The 20,735-nt window shown below is 70.1% G+C and carries 15 protein-coding genes, 2 tRNA genes and 1 pseudogene; 11 read left to right on the top strand and 7 right to left on the bottom strand.

The features are described from left to right. Positions 1 to 52: 52 nt before the first annotated feature. Entirely contained in the window at positions 53 to 1,657 is a 1,605-nt protein-coding gene (gene cimA / locus FRANCCI3_RS18320) for a citramalate synthase (protein WP_023840242.1), read from the top strand. A 102-nt stretch (positions 1,658 to 1,759) separates the two neighbouring features. On the opposite strand, the gene FRANCCI3_RS18315 is transcribed toward cimA, so the two are convergent. Then, positions 1,760 to 2,023 (bottom strand): hypothetical protein, encoded by a 264-nt coding sequence (locus tag FRANCCI3_RS18315; protein ID WP_011438003.1) that lies wholly within the window; start codon positions 2,021 to 2,023, stop codon positions 1,760 to 1,762. Between the two features lie 314 nt (positions 2,024 to 2,337). Here FRANCCI3_RS18315 and FRANCCI3_RS18310 point away from each other — a divergent pair, with 314 nt between their 5' ends. From FRANCCI3_RS18310 to FRANCCI3_RS18300, 3 genes are all read left to right on the top strand, one after another. Beyond that, on the top strand, positions 2,338 to 3,117 hold the full coding sequence (locus tag FRANCCI3_RS18310; RefSeq protein WP_035941105.1) for a fumarylacetoacetate hydrolase family protein: 780 nt from the start codon (positions 2,338 to 2,340) through the stop codon (positions 3,115 to 3,117). A 168-nt stretch (positions 3,118 to 3,285) separates the two neighbouring features. After that, positions 3,286 to 3,357 (top strand) — tRNA-Gln (locus FRANCCI3_RS18305). A 107-nt stretch (positions 3,358 to 3,464) separates the two neighbouring features. Next, positions 3,465 to 3,537 (top strand) — tRNA-Glu (locus FRANCCI3_RS18300). 119 nt (positions 3,538 to 3,656) lie between these two features. Here FRANCCI3_RS18300 and FRANCCI3_RS18295 read toward each other — a convergent pair. Continuing rightward, on the bottom strand, positions 3,657 to 3,932 hold the full coding sequence (locus FRANCCI3_RS18295) for a hypothetical protein (protein ID WP_023840241.1): 276 nt from the start codon (positions 3,930 to 3,932) through the stop codon (positions 3,657 to 3,659). A gap of 201 nt (positions 3,933 to 4,133) precedes the next feature. On the opposite strand from FRANCCI3_RS18295, the gene FRANCCI3_RS18290 reads away from it, so the two are divergent. Beyond that, the gene (locus tag FRANCCI3_RS18290; RefSeq protein WP_011438000.1) at positions 4,134 to 5,708 is read left to right on the top strand and encodes a sensor histidine kinase; all 1,575 of its coding nucleotides are present in this window, start codon (positions 4,134 to 4,136) and stop codon (positions 5,706 to 5,708) included. A gap of 109 nt (positions 5,709 to 5,817) precedes the next feature. On the opposite strand, the gene FRANCCI3_RS18285 is transcribed toward FRANCCI3_RS18290, so the two are convergent. Then, positions 5,818 to 7,965, bottom strand: coding sequence for a serine/threonine-protein kinase (locus tag FRANCCI3_RS18285; protein ID WP_011437999.1), 2,148 nt, complete (start codon positions 7,963 to 7,965; stop codon positions 5,818 to 5,820). Between the two features lie 489 nt (positions 7,966 to 8,454). Further along, the gene (locus FRANCCI3_RS18280) at positions 8,455 to 9,162 is read right to left on the bottom strand and encodes an IclR family transcriptional regulator (protein ID WP_011437998.1); all 708 of its coding nucleotides are present in this window, start codon (positions 9,160 to 9,162) and stop codon (positions 8,455 to 8,457) included. Positions 9,163 to 9,253: 91 nt separating this feature from the next. Here FRANCCI3_RS18280 and leuC point away from each other — a divergent pair, with 91 nt between their 5' ends. From leuC to FRANCCI3_RS18265, 3 genes are all read left to right on the top strand, one after another. Beyond that, positions 9,254 to 10,651, top strand: a complete 1,398-nt coding sequence (gene leuC, locus FRANCCI3_RS18275; RefSeq protein WP_011437997.1) for a 3-isopropylmalate dehydratase large subunit — start codon at positions 9,254 to 9,256, stop codon at positions 10,649 to 10,651. 83 nt (positions 10,652 to 10,734) lie between these two features. After that, complete coding sequence (gene leuD / locus FRANCCI3_RS18270) at positions 10,735 to 11,322, top strand: 3-isopropylmalate dehydratase small subunit (RefSeq protein ID WP_011437996.1); 588 nt, start codon at positions 10,735 to 10,737, stop codon at positions 11,320 to 11,322. Positions 11,323 to 11,839: 517 nt separating this feature from the next. Further along, a complete protein-coding gene (locus tag FRANCCI3_RS18265; protein ID WP_011437995.1) occupies positions 11,840 to 12,124 on the top strand; it encodes an HU family DNA-binding protein in 285 nt (94 codons plus the stop codon). Positions 12,125 to 12,145: 21 nt separating this feature from the next. Here the strand turns inward: FRANCCI3_RS18265 and FRANCCI3_RS18260 are convergent, their stop codons facing one another. Continuing rightward, on the bottom strand, positions 12,146 to 14,347 hold the full coding sequence (locus FRANCCI3_RS18260) for an RNA degradosome polyphosphate kinase (protein ID WP_035731292.1): 2,202 nt from the start codon (positions 14,345 to 14,347) through the stop codon (positions 12,146 to 12,148). Positions 14,348 to 14,661: 314 nt separating this feature from the next. On the opposite strand from FRANCCI3_RS18260, the pseudogene FRANCCI3_RS18255 reads away from it, so the two are divergent. Continuing rightward, positions 14,662 to 16,926: pseudogene (locus FRANCCI3_RS18255) on the top strand (putative bifunctional diguanylate cyclase/phosphodiesterase); the annotation flags it as partial. Between the two features lie 35 nt (positions 16,927 to 16,961). On the opposite strand, the gene cofC reads toward FRANCCI3_RS18255, so the two are convergent. Then, positions 16,962 to 17,840: a 2-phospho-L-lactate guanylyltransferase gene (gene cofC / locus FRANCCI3_RS18250; protein ID WP_011437992.1), complete on the bottom strand. Its 879-nt coding sequence runs from the start codon at positions 17,838 to 17,840 to the stop codon at positions 16,962 to 16,964. 75 nt (positions 17,841 to 17,915) lie between these two features. Here cofC and FRANCCI3_RS18245 point away from each other — a divergent pair, with 75 nt between their 5' ends. Next, positions 17,916 to 18,173: a hypothetical protein gene (locus tag FRANCCI3_RS18245; protein WP_011437991.1), complete on the top strand. Its 258-nt coding sequence runs from the start codon at positions 17,916 to 17,918 to the stop codon at positions 18,171 to 18,173. Then, positions 18,170 to 19,180 (top strand): NAD(P)H-dependent glycerol-3-phosphate dehydrogenase, encoded by a 1,011-nt coding sequence (locus tag FRANCCI3_RS18240; protein WP_011437990.1) that lies wholly within the window; start codon positions 18,170 to 18,172, stop codon positions 19,178 to 19,180. The genes FRANCCI3_RS18245 and FRANCCI3_RS18240 overlap by 4 nt, the downstream gene beginning before the upstream one ends. A gap of 42 nt (positions 19,181 to 19,222) precedes the next feature. On the opposite strand, the gene murA is transcribed toward FRANCCI3_RS18240, so the two are convergent. Further along, on the bottom strand, positions 19,223 to 20,644 hold the full coding sequence (murA, locus tag FRANCCI3_RS18235; RefSeq protein ID WP_011437989.1) for a UDP-N-acetylglucosamine 1-carboxyvinyltransferase: 1,422 nt from the start codon (positions 20,642 to 20,644) through the stop codon (positions 19,223 to 19,225). Positions 20,645 to 20,735 lie beyond the last annotated feature (91 nt).

Raw genomic sequence — 20,735 nt, 5'->3', positions numbered from 1 at the left:
GCTCGGCTTGGCCGGGGCGGAACGACCCAAGATCCTTGCGGAGGGGCGCCCCGTGCGGCCATACGATCCCGATTCCCTGCACGTCTATGACACGACATTGCGGGACGGTACCCAGCAGGAGGGGCTGTCGCTCTCGGTCGGCGACAAACTCGCGGTGGCCCGTCACCTGGACGATCTCGGCGTCGGTTTCATCGAGGGCGGCTGGCCGGGATCGAACCCGAAGGACGCGGAGTTCTTCACCCGGGCGCGCGGCGAACTGAACCTGACGACCGCCGTGCTGACCGCCTTCGGGGCCACCCGGCGGGCGGGCCGCGCCGCCGCGGACGACCCCCAGGTGGCGGCGCTTCGGGACGCGGGGACCTCGGTGGTCTGCCTGGTCGCCAAGTCGGATCTGCGCCATGTCGAACGTGCCCTGCGCACCACCCCGGCCGAGAACCTCGCGATGATCCGGGACACCGTCGCGCATCTGCGCGCGGAGGGAAAGCGGGTGTTCGTTGACGCCGAGCACTTCTTCGACGGCCATCGGGTGTATCCCGACTACGCTCTTGAGGTCGTCTCCGTTGCGGCCGAGGCCGGTGCCGAGGTCGTCGTGCTGTGCGACACGAACGGTGGCATGCTCCCGACGCGGATCGGCGCGGTCGTCGCCGATGTCCTCGCCGCAACCGGCGCCCGGCTCGGTATCCACTGCCACGACGACGCCGACTGCGCGGTCGCGAACACCCTGGTGGCGGTGGAGGCCGGCGTCACCCACGTGCAGGGCACCGCAAACGGCTACGGCGAGCGGTGCGGGAACGCCAACCTGCTGAGCGTCATCGCGGGCCTGGAGACCAAGTTGGACCGGGCCGTGCTGCCGCCCGGGCGGCTGCGTGAGCTCGTCCGGGTCTCTCACGCGATCGACGAGGTCACCAACTCCGTGCCCGACCCGCACCGGCCGTACGTCGGGGCCAGCGCCTTCGCGCACAAGGCCGGCCTGCACGCCAGTGCCGTCAAGGTCGATCCGGACCTGTACCAGCACATCGACCCGGCGGTCGTGGGCAGTGACATGAGGATGCTGGTCTCGGAACTCGCCGGTCGGGCGACCATCGAACTGAAGGGCCGTGAGCTCGGCCTCGACCTGTCGAACCAGCGTGAGGCGCTCGGACGGGTGGTGGACCTGGTCAAGGAGCGGGAGGCAGCCGGATACGTCTACGAGGCCGCGGAGGCCTCCTTCGAACTCCTGCTGCGCGACGAGGTGACCGGCCGGCAGCGGTTCTACACCCTCGAATCCTGGCGCGTCATCGTCGAGCAGCGTCCGGGCGGCGAGGTGGCCAGCGAGGCGACGGTGAAGCTCACCTCGCACGGCGAACGCCACGTCGCGACGGCGGAGGGGAACGGACCGGTCAACGCTCTCGACACGGCACTGCGCAACGCGCTGGAGAAGGCGTATCCGGGGTTGGCCGATCTGGACCTGGTGGACTACAAGGTTCGGATCCTCGACGGCAAGCAGGGGACCGGCGCGGTGACCCGGGTCCTGCTGGGAACCAGCGACGGCCGCGAGCGCTGGGACACGATCGGCGTGGACGAGAACATCATCGCAGCCTCCTGGGCGGCCCTGGAGGACGCTGTCGACTACGGACTGCGGCGGCAGGGGGAGAGCCCGGACCCGGTCGCGCCCTGACGCCGGGCCCCACCCCCGGGCGGGCCGCGCCCGGGGGTGGGGCCCGGCGTATCGCCCGCGGAGCAGCCCGCCGCCGCGGGCCGGTCCGCCGGCTACGTGCGGTCAGTCCTGCGGGATCTCCTCCCACCACTGGCACCACCAGTCGCCGCCGACCAGAACGCGCAGCTTCGGGTGCCAGCAGTAGGCGATGTCCTTGTCGGTGTCCAGGTAGTACAGGCAGTTGTCGCACCGCTCGTCGCCGTTGGGTTTACCCCGCAGGATCGCGTCTTCGGCCAGGTGGCCCAGTTTGACGCTCAGCTCCTCGTCGATCGGCTTCGGCTCGGGTGCGCCGACGTCGTAGACGGGGGTGGTGTCGGTCTCGCTCACCGTCTTCCTTTCCTTTCTTCTGCCGGTCCTCTGCCGGGTAGCTTGCCGGGTAGCTCCGCGGTGATGTCGGCCGTCCGCGTCGGCTCTGGTCAGTACAGGACAGCGGGACCGGGTGGCCGCCATCCGCTGGTGGACCAGGCGGTGGACCAGGCGCGGATTCTGGCCTGATTCTCGGTCACTCGTCACCGTTCTGGCGAACCTGATCAGGCCCCGGCCGTGGTCATGTCGGTCATACAAGTCATACCCGCGGCGTGGCGGGGCCGCCCACCGGCCGGTCGTGTCAGCGCCTTCCGCGGGCTCGGTACGGTTTGGGGGTGCGTATCGCGAGGTTTACCGATGGTTCGGAGCCTGGGTTCGGGGTCGTGGAGGGGTCGATCGAGGCGGGTACGGCCGTGATCCGCGGCATCACCCCGCATCCGTTCGGTCCGTTCTCCTTCACCGGCGTCCGCCGGGGGCTCGGCGACGTGCGGCTGCTCGCTCCCGTGCTGCCGAGCAAGGTGCTCTGCGTGGGCAAGAACTATGCCGACCATGTCCAGGAGATGGGCGGTGACACCCCGCCGCAGCGTCCGATCCTCTTCCTCAAGCCCTCCACCAGTGTCGCCGGCCCGGGCGATCCGATCATCCTTCCGTCGGACAGCGAGCGGGTCGACTTCGAGGGCGAGCTGGCGATCGTCATCGGCCGGCTGTGCCGTGACGTCCCGGTGGAACGGGCCTTCGAGGTGGTGCTCGGCTACACCTGCGCCAATGACGTGACCGCTCGCGATCAGCAGAAGGCGGACGGCCAGTGGACCCGGGCCAAGGGCCATGACGCCTTCTGCCCCCTCGGTCCCTGGATCGAGACGGATCTCGACCCGGCGGATCTGCCCATCCGCACCACCCTGGACGGCGAACTGCGCCAGAGCTCCCGAACCGGCCTGCTGCTGCGCGACGTCCCCTCGTTGATCGCCTACCTGTCGTCGGCCATGACGCTGCTACCCGGCGACGTGCTGCTGACCGGAACGCCCGCGGGCGTGGGGCCGATGTCACCGGGGCAGACGGTGGCGGTGACAGTCGAGGGCATCGGGACGCTCACTAACCCGGTGACGGCTCGCTAGCGCCCGCGGTGCGATCCTCCGCCGGGTGGCCGTGGATCGGGTGGCTGCCGGTCGTTCCCGATGCCCCAGCCACGGGACGTGACGGGGATGACCGGCGTACATCGGCACCCCGGCGCGCTGATGTGCCCTCTGCATGAGGTACAGTAGGCAGCGCCCGGACAGGGCCCATGGGGTATGGGGTAATTGGCAGCCCAACGGATTCTGGCTCCGTTAGTCTAGGTTCGAGTCCTGGTACCCCAGCTGCACCAGATCTACCGCTCGGTTGAAACTGGCCGCTATGCTGTATAGTGTGACACGGCTGTATGGTGTGATACGCGCGTAAGCGCGTAAGTAAGAACCAGAGTCTTGGCCCCGTCGTCTAGCGGCCCAGGACGCCGCCCTCTCAAGGCGGTAGCGCCGGTTCGAATCCGGTCGGGGCTACACAGTGATTTTATCTTTGATTCTTCGCAGAGGGTGAGAGATGCGCCCTCGCACCAAGACCATCGATGGCCCCCGGATTCCTCTCCGGGGGCCATCGTCATGTCGGGCGCGATCCGGGCCTACCGCACAACCTCGAACCGCAGCATGGCCGCGGGGTGGCGGGCCATCGTGCACGCGCGGCAGCCGCAGGACGCCGGGCCTCCGCGGCCGTGGACCACTTCGATCTCGGTGTCCGGGGTCGAGGCCACCAGGCGCAGCTGGGGGCGCGCGGCTCGGGCCATGACGGCGGTCAGCGCGGGATCGTCGGTGGCACCCGGCTGCGGCGGGCCGATCCGACCCGCGGTCGACGGGGCGATCGCGGAAGCGGTCGAGGCTGTCAGGGCCACTGAGGGCACGGTGTCCTCCTCCATGGGGGGCCGTCTCGGGGCCACCCCGCGGACCACAGCCTGGCGGGGAGAGCGAGGTCCGCGCCATGCTCCGTTGAGCCCGGTACCAGGTGGTGCAGATGGCCTAGTCAAACCTGGGCACTGTCGCCATGCGACACCACCCTTGACAACCATGGTGCTCCAGCACCGGATCGGTACAAACTTGCGCGGATGTCCACCGTCAGTCCATCGACACCCGAACGCGCACGGCGTCGGCATGGTAGTGCGCATGTGGGGCGCGCCGCCCGCCATGCTGGTCGGCTGCGTCCGCCGGGATCGGCACCGGAGCAGGTGGACGTCCTGCCGGGAGTTGCCCGGCGCATCACCTCGCTGCTTCCCCAGGGCCGCGGTCTGCCCATCGAGGACTGGACAGCCCGTCACACGTTGATGTGCCTGGTGCTGGCGATGCACCCGCCGGTCATCGTCTGTTACGCGATCTGGCGCGACCTGAGCCTCGTGCACGGCTTTCTGGCGGCCAGTCTGCCGGCGCTGCTGTTCGCCTCCGCGGTGGTGCCCGGCCGCCGTCGGGTCCGTGCCCTGGCCGCCAGCCTCGGGCTGTTGTGCTGTTCGGTCGTCCTCGTCCATCTCTCGGGCGGCCTCACCCCGATGTACTTTCACTTCTTCGTGGTCGTCGCATTGATCGCGCTCTACGAGGAGTGGACCGTCTACCTGCTGGCGATCGCCTTCGTGTTCGTCGCCAATCTGACGATCGGCAACATCATCTCGGCCGACGGGGAGTTGCTGGACAACGCCTGGCTGGTGGCCGGCCTGCACGCCGGCTTCATCTTCGCCCTTGCCTGCGCACAGATGGTCTTCTGGCACTACAACGAGCAGTCCCGCCGCCGGGTGGAGCACTACCGGCAGCAGCTCTACGAGGGTCAGCAGAGCCTGATGGCCCGGTTGGAGGAGACCGACAGGATCCGCAGCGACCTGGTTGCGACGGTGTCGCACGAGTTCCGCACGCCACTGACCGGTATCCGCGGAAACCTGCTGACCATCAAGCGCCGTCGCGACCGGCTCTCGGACACCCAGCTCGACGATCTGCTCGATGCGGCGGTGAACTACTCCGATCGCCTCTCCCGCCTGCTGGAGAACATGCTCACGGCCGCCACGGCCACCGGCACGGACGAGACCACCATCGCCGATCTGCCGGAGGTCGTCCGGCACGTGCTCGCCACGCTCTCGTACGCCGGGTCGCCAAGCAGCGTGACGGTGGATCTTCCGCCAGAGCTGCCGGTGCGGATGGCCCGGCAGGCCCTCATCCAGGTGGTCGCGAACCTCGTCGACAACGCGCTGGTGCACTCCTGGCCGGGAGCGCCGGTACGGCTCATCGCCGGCCGGGTGGGCGACGAGGTCGTCCTGCGCGTCCGCAATCCCGGGCCCGATCTCGACCCCGACACCATCCGCCAGCTCTTCGAACCGTTCACCCAGCGGGACAGCACGGCGACCCGCCCCACGGACGGGGCCGGCATGGGGCTCTATGTCGTGCGACGCCTCGTCGAGGTACACGGGGGACGGCTGCGGATGTCCTCGGAGAACGGCGAGATCATCGTCGAGGTGGACCTGTGGGCGGCGACCAGCCTGGCGGCGCTCGCGCCGGAGCCTGAGGCGGAACTGCCGGTTCCGATGCCCCTGCCGCGCAGTATCCGGGTTGACGAGGAGCCGGGTAAGCCACGGCTTACCGGCGGGCCACTCGCTGGTTCCCGGGACGACATCCGCTCGTTGCCCATGGACCGTTTCGGCTGAGCGGGGCGGGAAGACCGTTCCCCGCGCCGGGCTGATCCCCGCGCTGGGCTGATCCCCGTGCCGGGAAGGCGCCGGGACCTGCCCCGCCGGCGGCCCGATGGTCAGGCGTTCAGGTCCTGGCCGTCGATGTCGATGTCGATGTGGGGGTCGGGGCCGGGGCGGACGCTGGGGGCTTGGTGCAGGCCAGGGTCAACGTCACCGTCGTGGAATGGCGTGGACGCTGTCCGGTGGGGGAGTACGCCGACACCTTGCTGGTCTCGCTGTTGCTGCATGACCCGTTGACCGCGGTGGAGGTGAAACCGGCGAGGGTGAGCTGCCACTTGGCGTCCGACTCGGTCATTCCGATGACGCCGGGTACCTGCGCGCAATCCTCAACCTGCAGGTTAATCGTGGCTGTTTTGGCAATCTTCCCCGACTTCGGGGACTGGTGCGCGACGGTGTCGACCGCACCGGCGCCGTAGCACCCGAAGGCCTTACTGAGGTTCGTGAAGCCCGCCGATTTCAGGGTGTTCTCCGCCGTGGTGAACGAGCTGCCCTCGGTGTTGGGAACGGTCGCCGTGCCGTCGTCGGTGGGTGACGGGGACGGGCTGCTCCGCGCCGTCGGGCTGTTCGTCGGCGTGGCCCCCGTGGGGCTGGCCGCAGGCGCCGTGCCGGCGCCGGGAGAGGGAGATCCCTTCGCGCTGGGCCGCGGGGTCGCCCCGCCCCCGGAGAGGCTCGTCGGGTTGACCCCAACGGCCACGCCCGGAGCGGCTCCGCTGGTTCCGAAGCCGGAACCGCCCGAGGCCGCCGCAGCGGACACCCCGCCGGGACCGTCCGCGCTCAGTTCCGCGCCGGTGCCCCCGCTGGAGGCGAGCGCCCAGCCGCCGGCACCGGCGACGAGGGCGACGACAAGGCCCGCACCCGCCGCGATCCGGCTACGCCGCCGCCGGTCGGCAGCCGCCCGCGAGGCGGCCGCGGCCCCACCGATCGGGGGGCCGGGTTGGTGGTTCGCCGGGATCGCCGACATGACTGTGTTCGTGTCCGCGGCCGGGGCGTCGGAGCGGGCCGGGACCCGCAGCGCCGGCTGCATGCCGGTCGGGGCGTCACCGTCCCACCCTCCCCGGCCGCCGGTGGCCGGGGCCATCCGGGTGCGCTCGACGCCGCCCTCCCGTCCACCGGCCTGCGTGCCACCGGCCTGCGTGGTGGTGGTCAGCGGACTGCCCGCGATCTGCGTGTGCTCCAGGTCGGACCAGGCGGCTGCGCCGACCGCGCCGCCCGCCCCGACCACGCATCCCGCGCCCCCCGCCGCGGCCACGGCGGCGGAGCGCACCACGCGCTGCGTTCCCGTGGCGGGGGAATGATCCGCGCTTCGGGCCGCGGACGCGCCGGCGAGTGCGGAGAGCTGGATTCGGTTGTCATGCTCGGCATGGCTGCCTGGCCTGGACGCGTAGCCGCCCCCCCAACGGCTGGCCTCGAGCGCCTCGACCAGGTCCTCGGCCGCGTCGGCGGCGCTCACGGGCCGCCCCCTCGGGGACTTGGCGAGCATTCCGGCCAGCACACCCCACACCGGCGCCGGCACACCCTGGATGGGCTGGGGCTGTTTTTCGCGGTGCGCCTGCAGGAGCTCGGCCGGGTTGGGGGAGTCGAACGGCGGCGAACCCGCGAGAAGCTCGTACAGCACGACTCCCGCCGAGTACACGTCCGCTGCCGGGGTGGGTGGCGCGCCCGTGCTCAGCTCGGGAGCCATGTAGAGCGGGGTCCCGATCGGCCCGGTGACGCTGGTCCGGGACGAACCATTGATCATCTGGGCGATCCCGAAGTCGGTCAGGCGCACGATCGGATGAGCCGGATCGGAAGTGTCGATGAGTATGTTCTCGGGTTTGACGTCCCGGTGGACGACGCCGGCGGCGTGCACGCTGTCGAGCGCCCACAGGGTGCCGACGACGAGCCGGACCGCCTCCTCCACCGGTCGAGGCCCGAACTCGCGCAGATGGGTCCGCAGGTCGGGACCGTCAACCAGATCCATGACTATGGCGAGCACGTCGGGTTCGTTCACCAGATCGCGTACGGCGACGAGATCCGGGCTGTCGAGGTCGATCAGAAGGTCCCATTCACGCAGGAAGCGCTCCACGATCTCGGGATCGTCGGCGAGCTCGGGGCGCAGCACCTTGATGGCCACGGGAGCACCGTCCGAGACGGCGGCGCCCCGCCAGACCTGGCCGGTCGTACCCTGCCCGAGTATCTCGTGCAGCACGTACCGCGAACCCAGTTTGCGCACCGCGCGTTGTCCCCTTCTTTGGCGCCGCCCGGGGCGGCCGAACCTACGACGGCGCCGCTGCGGGCGGCGGCGGCCCGTGGGCGGAGCCCGCAGCGTCATCCGGACGAGCGCACCAGTGCGCGGGCGAGCTGTATCGCTTGCACTAGATGCCAATACCCGCATGGGTCATCCGGCCTACTGTTCCGATCATCCGAGACGGACGACTCGAACAGGCTACGACGTAGGGCGGCGAAGCCGCGCGGCGGGGGATACCCCTGCGCGGTGGAGCCGCCGCCCGCCACCGGCAGATGTAGCCCGGGCAGTCGCGGGCGTGGGGTCCGAATGGGGGATTCAAAATGGCGAATGGCAAGAACGGCCGACGAAAAGGTCCGGTCGCGTGTTTTGTGGCCGGGGAAAAGTTGCGGTGGTCCACCGGTTGGTGGCCGACGTCCGGTGGCCGGCGGTTGGTGGCGGGTGGATGCAGGCGAGTGGATATAGACGAGTGGTGTGTCAGCCGACGGCCGGTGTCGAGAGCCGGGCCGCCGCGGCGAGGACCGCCGCGCGGTGCCGGCGCCCCGGCGACCGGGTGAGCCGCTCCACCGGTCCCGACAGGGACACTGCCGCGATCACCGTTCCCGTGCCATCGTGCACCGGGGCGGACACGGACGCCAACCCCCTCTCGCGTTCCCCGATGCTCTCCGCCCAGCCACGATCGCGCACCCGGCGGAGGACAGCTTCGTCGAACAGGGCTCCGGCGAGCAGTTCCGGCTCGGGATGCGCCGCGAAGGCGAGGAGGACCTGAGCACCGGACCCCGCGGTCATCGGGAGTGCGGCGCCGACGGGCACGGTGTCGCGCAGGCCGCTGGCGCGTTCGGAGGCGGCGACGCAGTGGCGCAGGGCCCCGCGCCGCACATAGAGCTGGGCACTTTCTCCGGTCACCTCACGAAGCTCGGCGAGAACCCGGCCGGCCCGATCCAGCAGGTCCCACGGCAAGGGGGTCGGGGTCCCCGCGGCGAGCCGCGGCCCGGAGACGAAGCGGCCGTCGGCGGTCCGGCCGAGCAGGCGGTGGACCTCGAGAGCCTGTGCCAGCCGATGCGCCGTCGCGCGGGTGAGCCCGGTTCGGGCCACCAGATCAGCCAGTGACGCCGGTCCCGCCTCGACGGCGGTCAGCACGAGGGCTGCTTTGTCCAGGACTCCGACTCCGCTAAGCTGTTTCACACATTGATACTGTCATCCCACATCATGAGACAACAAGCTGTGGGAGAGGGAAACTCATCACCACGCCAGAAGAGGGGAGAATGGGTTGCCCATGGGGCGCACACTTGCGGAAAAGGTCTGGGACGCCCACGTGGTGCGGCGCGCCGACGGTGAACCGGATCTGCTGTACATCGATCTGCACCTGGTTCACGAGGTCACCTCGCCGCAGGCGTTCGAGGCCCTGCGGCTGGCCGGGCGGCCCGTGCGGCGTCCGGAGCTGACCCTCGCTACCGAGGATCACAACGTCCCCACCACCGACACGCTGGCGCCGATCGCCGATCCGATCTCGGCGGCCCAGGTGGAGGCGCTGCGGAAGAACTGCGCCGAGTTCGGCGTGCGGCTGTACCCGATGAACGACCCGGGCCAGGGCATCGTGCACGTCGTCGGCCCCCAGCTCGGGCTGTCCCAGCCCGGCATGACGATCGTCTGCGGTGACAGCCACACCTCCACCCATGGCGCGTTCGGGGCGCTGGCCTTCGGGATCGGCACCAGCCAGGTCGAGCACGTCCTCGCGACCCAGACGCTGCCGCAGCGCAGGCCGAAGACGATGGCGATCACCGTGGCGGGCGACCTGCCCGTCGGGGTCAGCGCGAAGGATCTCATCCTGGCGATCATTGCGCGGATCGGTACCGGCGGTGGTGCCGGCCACGTCATCGAGTACCGCGGTGCGGCGATCCGGGCCCTGTCGATGGAGGGCCGGATGACGGTCTGCAACATGTCCATCGAGGCCGGCGCGCGCGCCGGGATGATTGCGCCCGACGACGTCACGTTCGAGTATCTCGCCGGGCGGCCGCGTGTCGCCACCGGTGCTGCCTGGGAGGAAGCGGTGGCCTACTGGCGCACCCTCGCCTCCGACTCCGACGCGGTCTTCGACCGGGAGGTCGTGATCGATGCCGCGAGCCTCACGCCCTACGTCACCTGGGGAACCAACCCGGGCCAGGCCGCACCGCTCGGATCGCTGGTTCCCGCGCCCGCCGACTACCCGGACGCGGCCGCGCGGGCCTCGGTCGAACGAGCGCTGACCTACATGGGCCTCACCCCCGGCACCCCGTTGTCCGACGTCACCGTCGACACGGTGTTCATCGGATCGTGCACCAACGGGCGCCTGAGTGACCTGCGCGCCGCCGCCGACGTGCTGCGCGGCCGGCGGGTGAGCGAGGGGGTCCGGGTCCTGATCGTTCCCGGCTCCATGGCGGTGAAGGCGCAGGCCGAGGCGGAGGGGCTCGACGAGGTCTTCCGAGCGGCGGGAGCGCAGTGGCGCAGCGCCGGCTGTTCGATGTGCCTCGGCATGAACCCCGACACGCTTCGGCCCGGCGAGCGCAGTGCCTCGACGTCGAACCGCAACTTCGAGGGCCGGCAGGGGCCGGGTGGGCGCACCCATCTCGTCTCGCCCGCGGTCGCCGCGGCCACCGCCGTGACCGGTCGGCTGACCGCTCCGGCGGATCTGTAGCGCGCCCGGCGTGGATCGTCGGTCCACGCACGACGGCGACCGTCGTTCATCCACGACTTCTTTGAGAGGGGAGCGTTTCCGCGATGGAGGCGTTCACGATTCACACCGGGCGCGCGGTGCCGCTGCGCCGCAGCGACGTCGACACCGATCAGATCATTCCAAGTGAGTGGCTCAAGCGGATCGAGCGGACGGGATTTGGCGCCGGCCTGTTCGCGCAGTGGCGCGCCGACGACGGCTTCGTGCTGAACGAACCAGCGTACGCCGCGGCGTCGATCCTACTGGCCGGCTCGGACTTCGGCACCGGTTCCTCGCGGGAGCACGCCGTCTGGGCGCTGCAGGACTACGGGTTCCGTGCCGTGCTCTCGCCCCGGTTCGCGGACATCTTCCGCGGCAACGCCCTCGGCAACGGCCTGTTGCCGGTGCAGCTGTCGGCTGAGACGGTCGAGGCACTCACGTCCGCGGTCGAGGCCGATCCCACGATCGAGATCACTGTCGATCTCGTCGCGCGCGAGGTCCGGGGCGCGGGGCTGGTGGCCACCTTCGACCTCGACGACTTCACCCGCTGGCGGTTGATGGAGGGGCTCGACGACGTCGGGCTGACCCTTCGCCACGAAGATATGATCACCTCTTTCGAGGCCGGTCGGCCCGCCTGGTCGCCGACCACCGCCTAACGCCCGGGGCTGTCACCCGGCCACCGGCGTCCGGATGCGCCGGTTCCCGAGCACCGCACCATCCGCGGGGACGGAGTCGGATCCGGTCTCGGTCGGGGGTTCACGGTGGTGCGTGTCGGATCTCACATTCAGGAAGGTGGGATGGGTGGCGGGTGCGCCGGGGGGGCGTTCCCCATCTCTGTGGGGATGAAGCGACTGTCGCGGCCGGCTTCCGGGTAGCTACCCATCGGAGTGGCATCAGCGATGTCGGGGGCATCCGGCTACCAAAGGGTGACATTGCGCCCAAACCAGAAGGCAATTCTCGCTACTGAACGTAATTAATCTGCCGAACGGGCTATGTCGCCCGGACCCTACGCATCCCGTCGCCCACCGGAGCGAACCCGTTGACGTGCGGGTTTGTGTGACGCGACACGCTCACGGGAATTGCCCTCGACAGTGGAGATGCCTACGGTGCAGCGCAGTGTGATGCCCGATCTGCTCCCCACCCCGCGCCCGCGGGGGGCGTCCGGAGGTTGTTGTGAACAAGTCCCAGTTGGTTGACCGCATCGCCCAGCAGATCGAGGGCGGGCGGTCGAACGCCACCAAGGCCGTCGACGCGGTGTTCGACGCCATTCAGGAGGCCGTCGCGAGCGGAGAGAAGGTGACCATCACCGGCTTCGGCGTGTTCGAGCGGGTGGAACGGGCCGCCCGCACAGGTCGTAACCCGGCGACGGGTGAGCCCGTGCACGTCGCTGCCTCGGTCGTGCCGAAGTTCCGGCCCGGCTCCGAGTTCAAGTCGAGCGTCTCGGCGAGCAACGACTGACCATCGGTGCGGGCGCCGGGCTTACCGGTGCCCGCGCCGCATGGCGTCGGCCATCAGGTCGTGCTGGTAGTCCGACAGGCGAACGTCGTCCGGCCCGGTCGTGCGTCGTTCCCAGCGGCCGTCGGACTGCAGCACCCAGGCGGACACCTCGTCGGAGAACGCATGGTCGAGCATCTGCCGCAGGGTGTCTCGCCGGTCCGGGTGCGGGACGCGCACGAGTGCCTCGATACGGCGGTCGAGATTGCGGTGCATCATGTCCGCGCTGCCGATCCAGAACTCGCCAGACGAGGTGAACTCGAGGACCCGGCTGTGCTCCAGGAACCGCCCCAGGATCGAGCGCACGTGGACCGTCTCCGACAGGCCCGGCACTCCGGGACGTAGGGCGCAGATCCCGCGGACCAGGCAGTGCACGGGTACCCCGGCGATGGAGGCGTGATACAGCGCGTCGATCACCTGTTCGTCGACAAGGCTGTTGACCTTGATGCGGATCCCGGACTCCCCGCCCCCCCGGGCAGCCTGGGCCTCGGCTTCGATCCGCTGCAGGATGCCGTCCCGCATGTGCTGCGGGGCGACCAACAGCGAGCGGTACTCCGTCTGTCGGCTGTAGCCGGTGAGGACGTTGAACAGGTCGGTGAGATCCGCGCCCACGCCCGGGTCGGCGGTCAGCAGCCCGAGGTCCTCGTAGAGCCGAGCGGTCTTGGGGTTGTAGTTGCCGGTACCCACATGGCAGTAGCGGCGCAGGCCGCCGCGTTCCTGGCGTACCACGAGGCAGGTCTTGCAGTGGGTCTTCAGGCCGATGAGACCGTAGACCACGTGGCAGCCGGCCCGTTCCAGCTCGCGGGCCCAGCGGATGTTGGCGCTCTCGTCGAACCGGGCCTTGATCTCGACGAGGACGACGACCTGCTTTCCCGCCTCGGCCGCGCCGATGAGGGCATCCACGATGGGGGAGTCCCCGGACGTGCGATAGAGCGTCTGCTTGATGGCGAGAACATGCGGATCGGCCGCCGCCTGCTCGATGAACCGCTGAACGGACGTGGTGAACGAGTCGTACGGGTGGTGGACGAGGATGTCGCCCTCCCGGAGCACGCTGAAGAAGTCCGGTGTCTCGCCGTCATCGGTCGTCAGCCGCCGATGTGTGATTGGGACCCGCGGCGTATCTTTCAGCTCCGGGCGGTCGAGGTCGTAGAGAGCCCACAGGGTCGACAGGTCGAGCAGGCCGGCGACCCGATGTACCTCGCGCTCGGTGATCTCCAGCTCCCGCATCAGCAGGGTGAGCAGATCATCATCGATGTCGGCGTCCACTTCCAGGCGGACGGCGGGACCGAACCGGCGCCGGGCGAGCTCGCGCTCCAGAGCCTGGAGCAGATCCTCCGCCTCGTCCTCCTCGACTTCGAGGTCGGCGTTGCGGGTGACCCGGAACAGATGGGAGTCGATCACTTCCATGCCCGGGAACAGCTGGGAGAGATGGGCAGCGATCACTTCCTCCAGCGGGACGAAGCATGCGCTCGCCTGGGGGGCCAGACCCCCCGGGACACCGGCCGTGTCGGTAGGCTCCACCGCTACGGGGACCAGCCGAGGAACGTTCTGGGGCACCTTCACCCGGGCGAAGCGGTCGACCTCCCCGCCCGGGTCACGGACCTGGACGGCCAGATTGAGCGACAGCCCGCTGATGTAGGGGAAGGGGTGCGCCGGATCGACGGCGAGGGGAGTGAGCACCGGGAAGATCTGTTCGTGGAAGTAGTGGTGCAGCTGATCACGCTGGGTCTCGGTCAGCTGGGGCCAGAACCGGATGCTGATCCCGGCATGGGCCAGCGACGGCCCCACCTCGTCGGTGAAGCATCGCGAATGCCGCCGGGTGACCTCGGCCGTCATCGTGCTGATGAGATCGAGTTGTTCCCGGGCGGTCAGCCCGTCGGCGGAGCGGACGGCCAGTCCCGTCGCCTCGCGTCGCATCAGCCCCGCGACCCGGACCATGTAGAACTCGTCCAGGTTGCTGGCGAAGATCGCTAGGAACTTCGCGCGCTCCAGCAGGGGCGTGGACACGTCCTCGGCGAGCGCGAGGACCCGGGCGTTGAAGTCGAGCCAGGACGCCTCCCGGTTGATGAAGCGGCCGGCGGGCAGGTCGGACGGCGCCGGCTGACGCGGCGCCTCCAGGGGCTCGAGCAGGCCACTGCGGGCCTTGCGCTGAGGCTGTTCAGGACGGGTCGCCATCAGCTCGCTCATGCCTGTAGATGGTGCCAGTCCCCGATGGACTCGGCAGCATCGATGTGGCATCTCTGGCAGCGGGGGCCGGGCGGGACCCGCATCGCCGGTCTGACCCCGATCCGGACACTGGCAGAGACCGCGCGGCACGCGAAGTATTCGCCTACTCTTTGTGATATAGCGATCACGCGCTACGGTGCCGAGAAGCGCCGTCGCGCTCGTTTGTACCTTATCGTGATGTAGCGGGCCGTTTCCGTGGTCCGGTCGGATCCCTCTGCCCCAGGCGGCCGACTGCCCCAGGCGGCCAGCACAGGGGGAGGAGGGCGGGACGAGGGATGCTCGTCGACGCCGCCGCGATCGCCGCGGGCCTGACCGCGACACTGAGTTGTGCCCGGGCCGGTCGCCGTCTCGGTCGAGTACGGGGCCGCTGGTTGGTGTGGCTGTCCTTCGCGCTGGCGACCTGGACGGTTGGACAGGCCGGATGGATGCTGCACCGCTGGGACGGGGCATCGGTCGGAGGGCGGACGGCGACGGATGCCGGGTATCTCACCGACGCCGGCCAACTCGCCATGCCGGTCCTCGCACTCGCCGCCTTCGCGGCTGTTCCCGCGGGTCGGGCGCGTCGATCACGACCGCGCGCGGGCGTGCTGGCGCCGGCAGGGATGGCCGGCCTCGCCGGGGGCACCCACCGCTGGCCGCCGAGTTCCTCGCGGCTCACCCGCGTCGCCGGGGCGGGCGGCGAGGGGGTGGCCGCCGCCTACCCGCGCGCCAGTCCGGCCACCGCGTTCGACGAGGTCATACTCGGCAACTCCCTGTTCCTGCTCGCCTGGTCCGGGGTGCTCGCCGGGATCGACGAAGTGGACTCCTCCCGCCCGCCGCAGCCGGTGGAGCATCTCCTCGCGGTTGCGCATCCGATCGTCGTGCTGCTATTGATCATCGCATTCCTGCACGTGGCAGGCTTCCGGCAACCGGTGGACCTGCCCGCCGTCGCGATCGCCGGAACCGGACTGGTGTGCCTCGCGGTCGCCGGCGTATGGATCGTTCAGCTCGACGGCAGGGATCCCACGATGACGGGTTCCTGCTCGGTCGCCGGTGCCCTGTTGATCGTCCTTGCGGCATCGCGTGCCGGCCGGGGGGACGGCCGGGAGAACGGCTGGGAGGACGGCCGCCGGTCTCGCCGGTGGCCCGTTCACGGCGAACTGCTCGGATGGCTGTGGCCGGCGGTCCCCTATGTCGCCGCGGCCGTGGTCGCGGCGCTTCTGCTGGGGCGGGCCCACGGCGGAGTCATTCTCGATCCGGTCGAGATTATCGGGGGTGCGACGCTCGTCCTCACCGTCCTCGTCCGGCAGCTGACGACCCTGCGGGTGAGTCAGCGGTTGGCGAGCCGGGTCGGCGAGGCCGAGCACGAGGTGCGGCACTGGACATCCCATGACCCGTTGACCGAGCTGGCCAACCGCACCCTGTTCCACCAGCGGCTCACCGACGCCCTCGCCGCGAGCCGCCACGACGGCCGTGACGTGGCCGTCCTGTACTGCGACCTCGACGACTTCCGGGTCGTCAACGACAGCCTCGGGCACGCCGCAGGTGATCATCTGCTGCGCGCGGTCGGGCAACGGCTACGACACTGCGTAGGCACGTCGGACACCGTGGCGAGGCTCGGCTCCGACGAGTTCGCCGTGCTGTTGGACGGTGGGCGGGAACTGCCCGAGACCGTCGCCGAACGGGTCCTGGCCGCGCTGCGCCAGCCGGCGCAGGCCGCCGGTCACCTCTGGCCGGTCCGCGGGAGTGTGGGGCTGGTCGTCGCGTGCCGGACCCAGGAGACCACCGAGGCGCTGCTCCGGCGGGCCGACACGGCCGTCCACACGGCAAAACGAACGGGAAAGAACCGTCTGGTGGTCTACCGGCCCGGACTGTGCCCGCCCAGCGCCGGCACGCACCTCGCCGACGCCTTGGCCACCGCCCTGCGCAGGGGAGGACGGTCGGCCGGCTTCGACGTGCACTACCAGCCCATCGTGCGGCTGCGCGATCGCAGTCCGGTCGCCCTGGAGGCCCTCGCCCGATGGACGGAGCCGGGGCGTGGACCGGTGCCACCGGGCACCTTTGTCGCGGCCGCGGAGGACGGCGGCATCGTCGGCGCCCTCGACGACATGGTCCTCACCCAGGCCTGCGCGGAGGTCGCCGTGGCGTACCCGGCCTCGGCACTGCGGCTGCACGTGAACGTCTCAGCCAGCAGGATCGCCGACACCACGCTGCTCGACAGCGTCGCCCAGGCGCTGGCGGCCAGTCGGTTCGACCCGGGCAGGCTGGTGGTCGAGATCACCGAAACGAGCCGGATTGACGATCTGCGCGGCGCACGCGAGGTGTTGAACGAGGTTCGTGCGCTGGGGGTGGCGGTCGCGCTCGACGATGTCGGTGCCGGCCACAGCACATTGGCCGCCCTCCATCAACTGCCGGTGGACGTCGTGAAGCTCGATCGGACGCTGCTCGAACCACCGCCCAGGGACGGACACCGGGTGGCGACGATGCGTCGATCGATGATCAGTCTCGCGCACGCCCTCGGTGCCGTCGTCGTGGCCGAGGGCATCGAGCGGGAAGGACAGATCGCCGAGCTCGAGGAGCTGGGTTGCGAGCTGGGTCAGGGATACTTCTTCGCCCGACCTGGTCCGCTCGCGTCGCTCACGATCCGGCGCTGGGTTCCGCCTACGATCCCCGGTGGTACGGACAGCCCTGACTCCGCCGAGGTGCCCGATTCGCCGCCGGATCCGCCGGAGTCCTCCGCCACGAGCGGGGAGTGATACCCGGCGGTCAGCGCCGCCCTGGTGGCCCGGCCTACCCCCAGGTCCCGGGCCTGCGCCAGATCCGCCAGCGTGTCGACGTCACGTCGCAGTCCCGGTACCGAGCCACCGAGGGTTCCCGTCAGATCCACCGCTCCGGAGCGACGGTGCGTGGCGTGACTGTGTGGTCCGAATGCGGGCTGCAGGGTGGCGCCGGCCGACGCGGTCAGCAGAACGGTTCCCGTTCCGGTCGCGTCGGCGAGAACCGCTCGACGGTGCTGGCTCGCCTCGGACAGCGCCTGATGCAGCTCGGGGGGGCGCAGCGCGGGAAGGTCGGCGGAGAGGGCAGCCACCGCACGGGTGGGCCAGCGGGCCGAGGCCAGCGCGGCGCCGTGCACCAGAGCGGGATTGAGACCTCGGTCGGGTTCGTCCGGAATCACGACGAGCCGAGCACTCCTCGCAGCCGGGGAAAGATTCGGTTGATCTGCGCCAATATAGTGGGAATTGAGGAGAGTCGACAGGGCGTGGTCGGCCGTCCGATCGTTCGTTACGATCATCACGGCGCCGACCAGATCGGTCTCGGACTCAAGTACCGCCATCACCGTGTCCAAGGCCATCGCAAGGGCCAGCCGGCTCCGGTCGGGGCGGTCCAGCCGGGTCTTCGCCCGGGTGAGGTTCTTCAGCGGCAGCACGACCGTCCAGGACACTCCGTTTCGTGGGAGCCACACGAAGGCGACCATAGGCCATGCCGACCCCGCGGTGCGCCGGGTCCTGCGTGCGCGGGCTGAACGCCGGAGCCGTGGCGCGTCCCCGGCATGCGGCGCATCCTGCGTGGTACCCGCCAGATCGGCGTCTACGGTCAGAGTGAGGACGCGGCGGACGCGGCGCGATGCGAGGTGTCCAGCCGGCCGGGCGTCGATACCAGGCACGCGATCCATCCGGAGGGCACAATTATTGTCGATTCCCGCCACAAGGTAGAAAACGCCTCGATCGGTGGCGCCTTCCTCGTACCCATCGTCGGGGTCGCGATCACTCCCCCCGCTCGGCCGGACGTTTCCTGGGGAACCAGGTGAGACGGGCCGCGGTGCTTACGGCCGGGTCCTGGGGAAGTGTGTTCGCGAAGGTCCTCGCGGATGCCGGAGCACGGGTCAACCTGGTCGCCCGTGACCCTGAGATCGTCCGGGCGGTCAACACCCGCCAGGTCAATCCGCGCTATCTGCCGGCGATCCAGCTGCCGGACCGGGTGCGCGCGATGTCCGACGCGGGGGAGGCGCTGGCCGGCGCGGAGTTCGTGGTGCTGGCCGTACCGTCTCAGGCGCTGCGCTCCGTCCTCGCCGGATGGGCGCCCCTGATTGGGCCCGACGCCGTCTACGTCAGCCTGATGAAGGGGGTGGAGGTGGGCAGCCAGTTGCGGATGAGCGAGGTCATCACGCAGGTCACAGGCGTGTCGCCGGACCGGATCGCGGTGGTGAGCGGTCCGAATCTGGCGCCCGAGATCGCCGCCGAGCAGCCGGCGGCGACTGTGGTCGCCAGTACCTCGACGAGCACGGCGGAGGCCGTCCAGGCGGCGTGCTGGACGCCCTATTTCCGCCCCTACACCAACACCGACGTGATCGGCTGCGAGCTGGGCGGAGCGATCAAGAACGTCATCGCACTGGCTGCCGGCATGCTGGAGGGAATGGGCTTCGGCACCAACAGCCTCGCCTCGTTGATGACGCGCGGCCTGGCCGAGACCCTCCGACTCGGGGTCGCGCTGGGTGCCGATCCGATGACATTCGCGGGACTGGCGGGACTGGGGGATCTCGTGGCGACCTGCGGCTCCCCGCTCTCGCGCAACCGCACCTTCGGCGAGAAACTCGGGCGTGGCCTCACGCTCGCGCAGGTGGAGGCCGAACAGCAGCAGGTCGCCGAGGGGGTGCGCTCCTGCCGCCCCCTGCTCGCCATGGCCGATGACCTGGGCGTCGCCATGCCGATCACCCGCCAGGTCGAACGGGTCCTCTATGAGGGTCTTCCCCCGATGGAGGCCGTCAAGGATCTGATGAGTCGGGAGCCGGGCCCGGAGTACCGGCTCCGTCCCTGACCTGCGTGTCCCTGACCTGCATGCGCCTGGCCTGCACGCGCCTCACCTGCATGCGCCTGGCCCGGCAGCACCGTCGTTCCGGTCAGGTCGGGGCGTGGTCGGTGCCGGGGGCGAACCCACGGCCTGCGTGTCAATGAACGCTCCGATCGAGCGCAGCTTACCCACCGGGTCCTCGTAACCGCGTTCGAGGAAACGGGTCCCGCGGATGATGCTGGTGCCGTCGGCCACCAGCGCGGCCAGCACGTAGGCAAAGCCGGCGCGCAGGTCGGGGATCGCCAGATCACCGCCGGTGAGGGAGGTCGGCCCGCTCACGACCGCCGAATGCTCGAAGTCCCGGGACGCGAACCGGCAGGCCTTCCCACCGAGGCACAGGGTCGACAGGGCGATGTCGGCGCCCATCTCGGCCAGTTGTCTGGTGTATCCGAACCGGTCCTCGTAGATCGTCTCGTGGATCACGGAGGCACCCTTGGCCTGGGTGAGCAGGACGACCAGGGGCTGCTGCCAGTCGGTCATGAACCCGGGGTGTACGTCGGTCTGCACATGTGACGCGGTCAACGGCTGGGCCCGGAAGAAGGTCATGCCCCGCGGGGTGACCTCGAACTCGCCACCGAGCCGGCGGAGGTGGTTGAGGAAGGTCGCCAGATGTTCCTGGCGGGCACCGACCACCTCCACCCTGCCGTTGGTGGCCACCGCGGCCGAGGCGAAGGACGCGGCTTCGATGCGGTCGTGGATCGGGGCATGGGTGGCTCCCCGCAGTGCGTCGACCCCCTGCACCACGATCGTGCGGTCGACTTCCACGTCGACGAGGGCGCCCATCTGCTGCAGGAACATGATGAGGTCGATGACCTCCGGTTCCACCGCCGCATTCGAGATGACGGTCGTACCCTGCGCCCGGACCGCGGCCAGGAGCAGGTTCTCGGTCGCGCCGACACTCGGGAACGGCAGCGCGACATGGGTGCCGTGCAGACCCAGCGTCTTGACCTGGACGGAACGCAGCTGCTCGACGATCTCCGCACCCATGGCACGCAGGCCGGCGAGGTGGAAGTCGACGGGACGCTTGCCGATCCGGCAACCGCCGGGCAGCGGGATCACGGCTTCGCCGACGCGGTGCAGGAGCGGGCCCATCATCAGGATCGGTATCCGGTTGACCCCGGAGTAGGCCTCGGACAGCGACGCGTCGATGATCTTTTCGGTGGCGAGTCGCACAGTGTGCTCGTCCAGCCACTCCACCTGGGTGCCGAGTTCGGCGAGCATGCCCAGGACCACGTCGACCTCGGCGATCCGAGGCACCCGGGTCAGGGTGCACGGCTCTGGCGTGAGGAGGGTGGCGACGAGCAGCTTGGTGACCGAGTTCTTGGCCCCGGACGCTTCGACCGAGCCGGTGAGCGGAGCGCCGCCGACGATGCGATACCACCGTCGGTCCGTGCTGGTGGATGGTACCACTCCCGAGCTGTGCGCCCCCACGGGCTACCTCCACGGTGATGATGCGGATGCGTGACGTGCGTCAGGTCACGTGCGGCGGGGCGATTGAACCAGACGCCGCCGGCGCGGCCCG

Origin of the sequence: Frankia casuarinae (assembly GCF_000013345.1) — a bacterium.
In the GTDB taxonomy this organism is placed as follows: domain Bacteria; phylum Actinomycetota; class Actinomycetes; order Frankiales; family Frankiaceae; genus Frankia; species Frankia casuarinae.
Note: the sequence above shows the minus strand (reverse complement) of the source record. Positions and strands in the feature narration are given on the sequence as shown.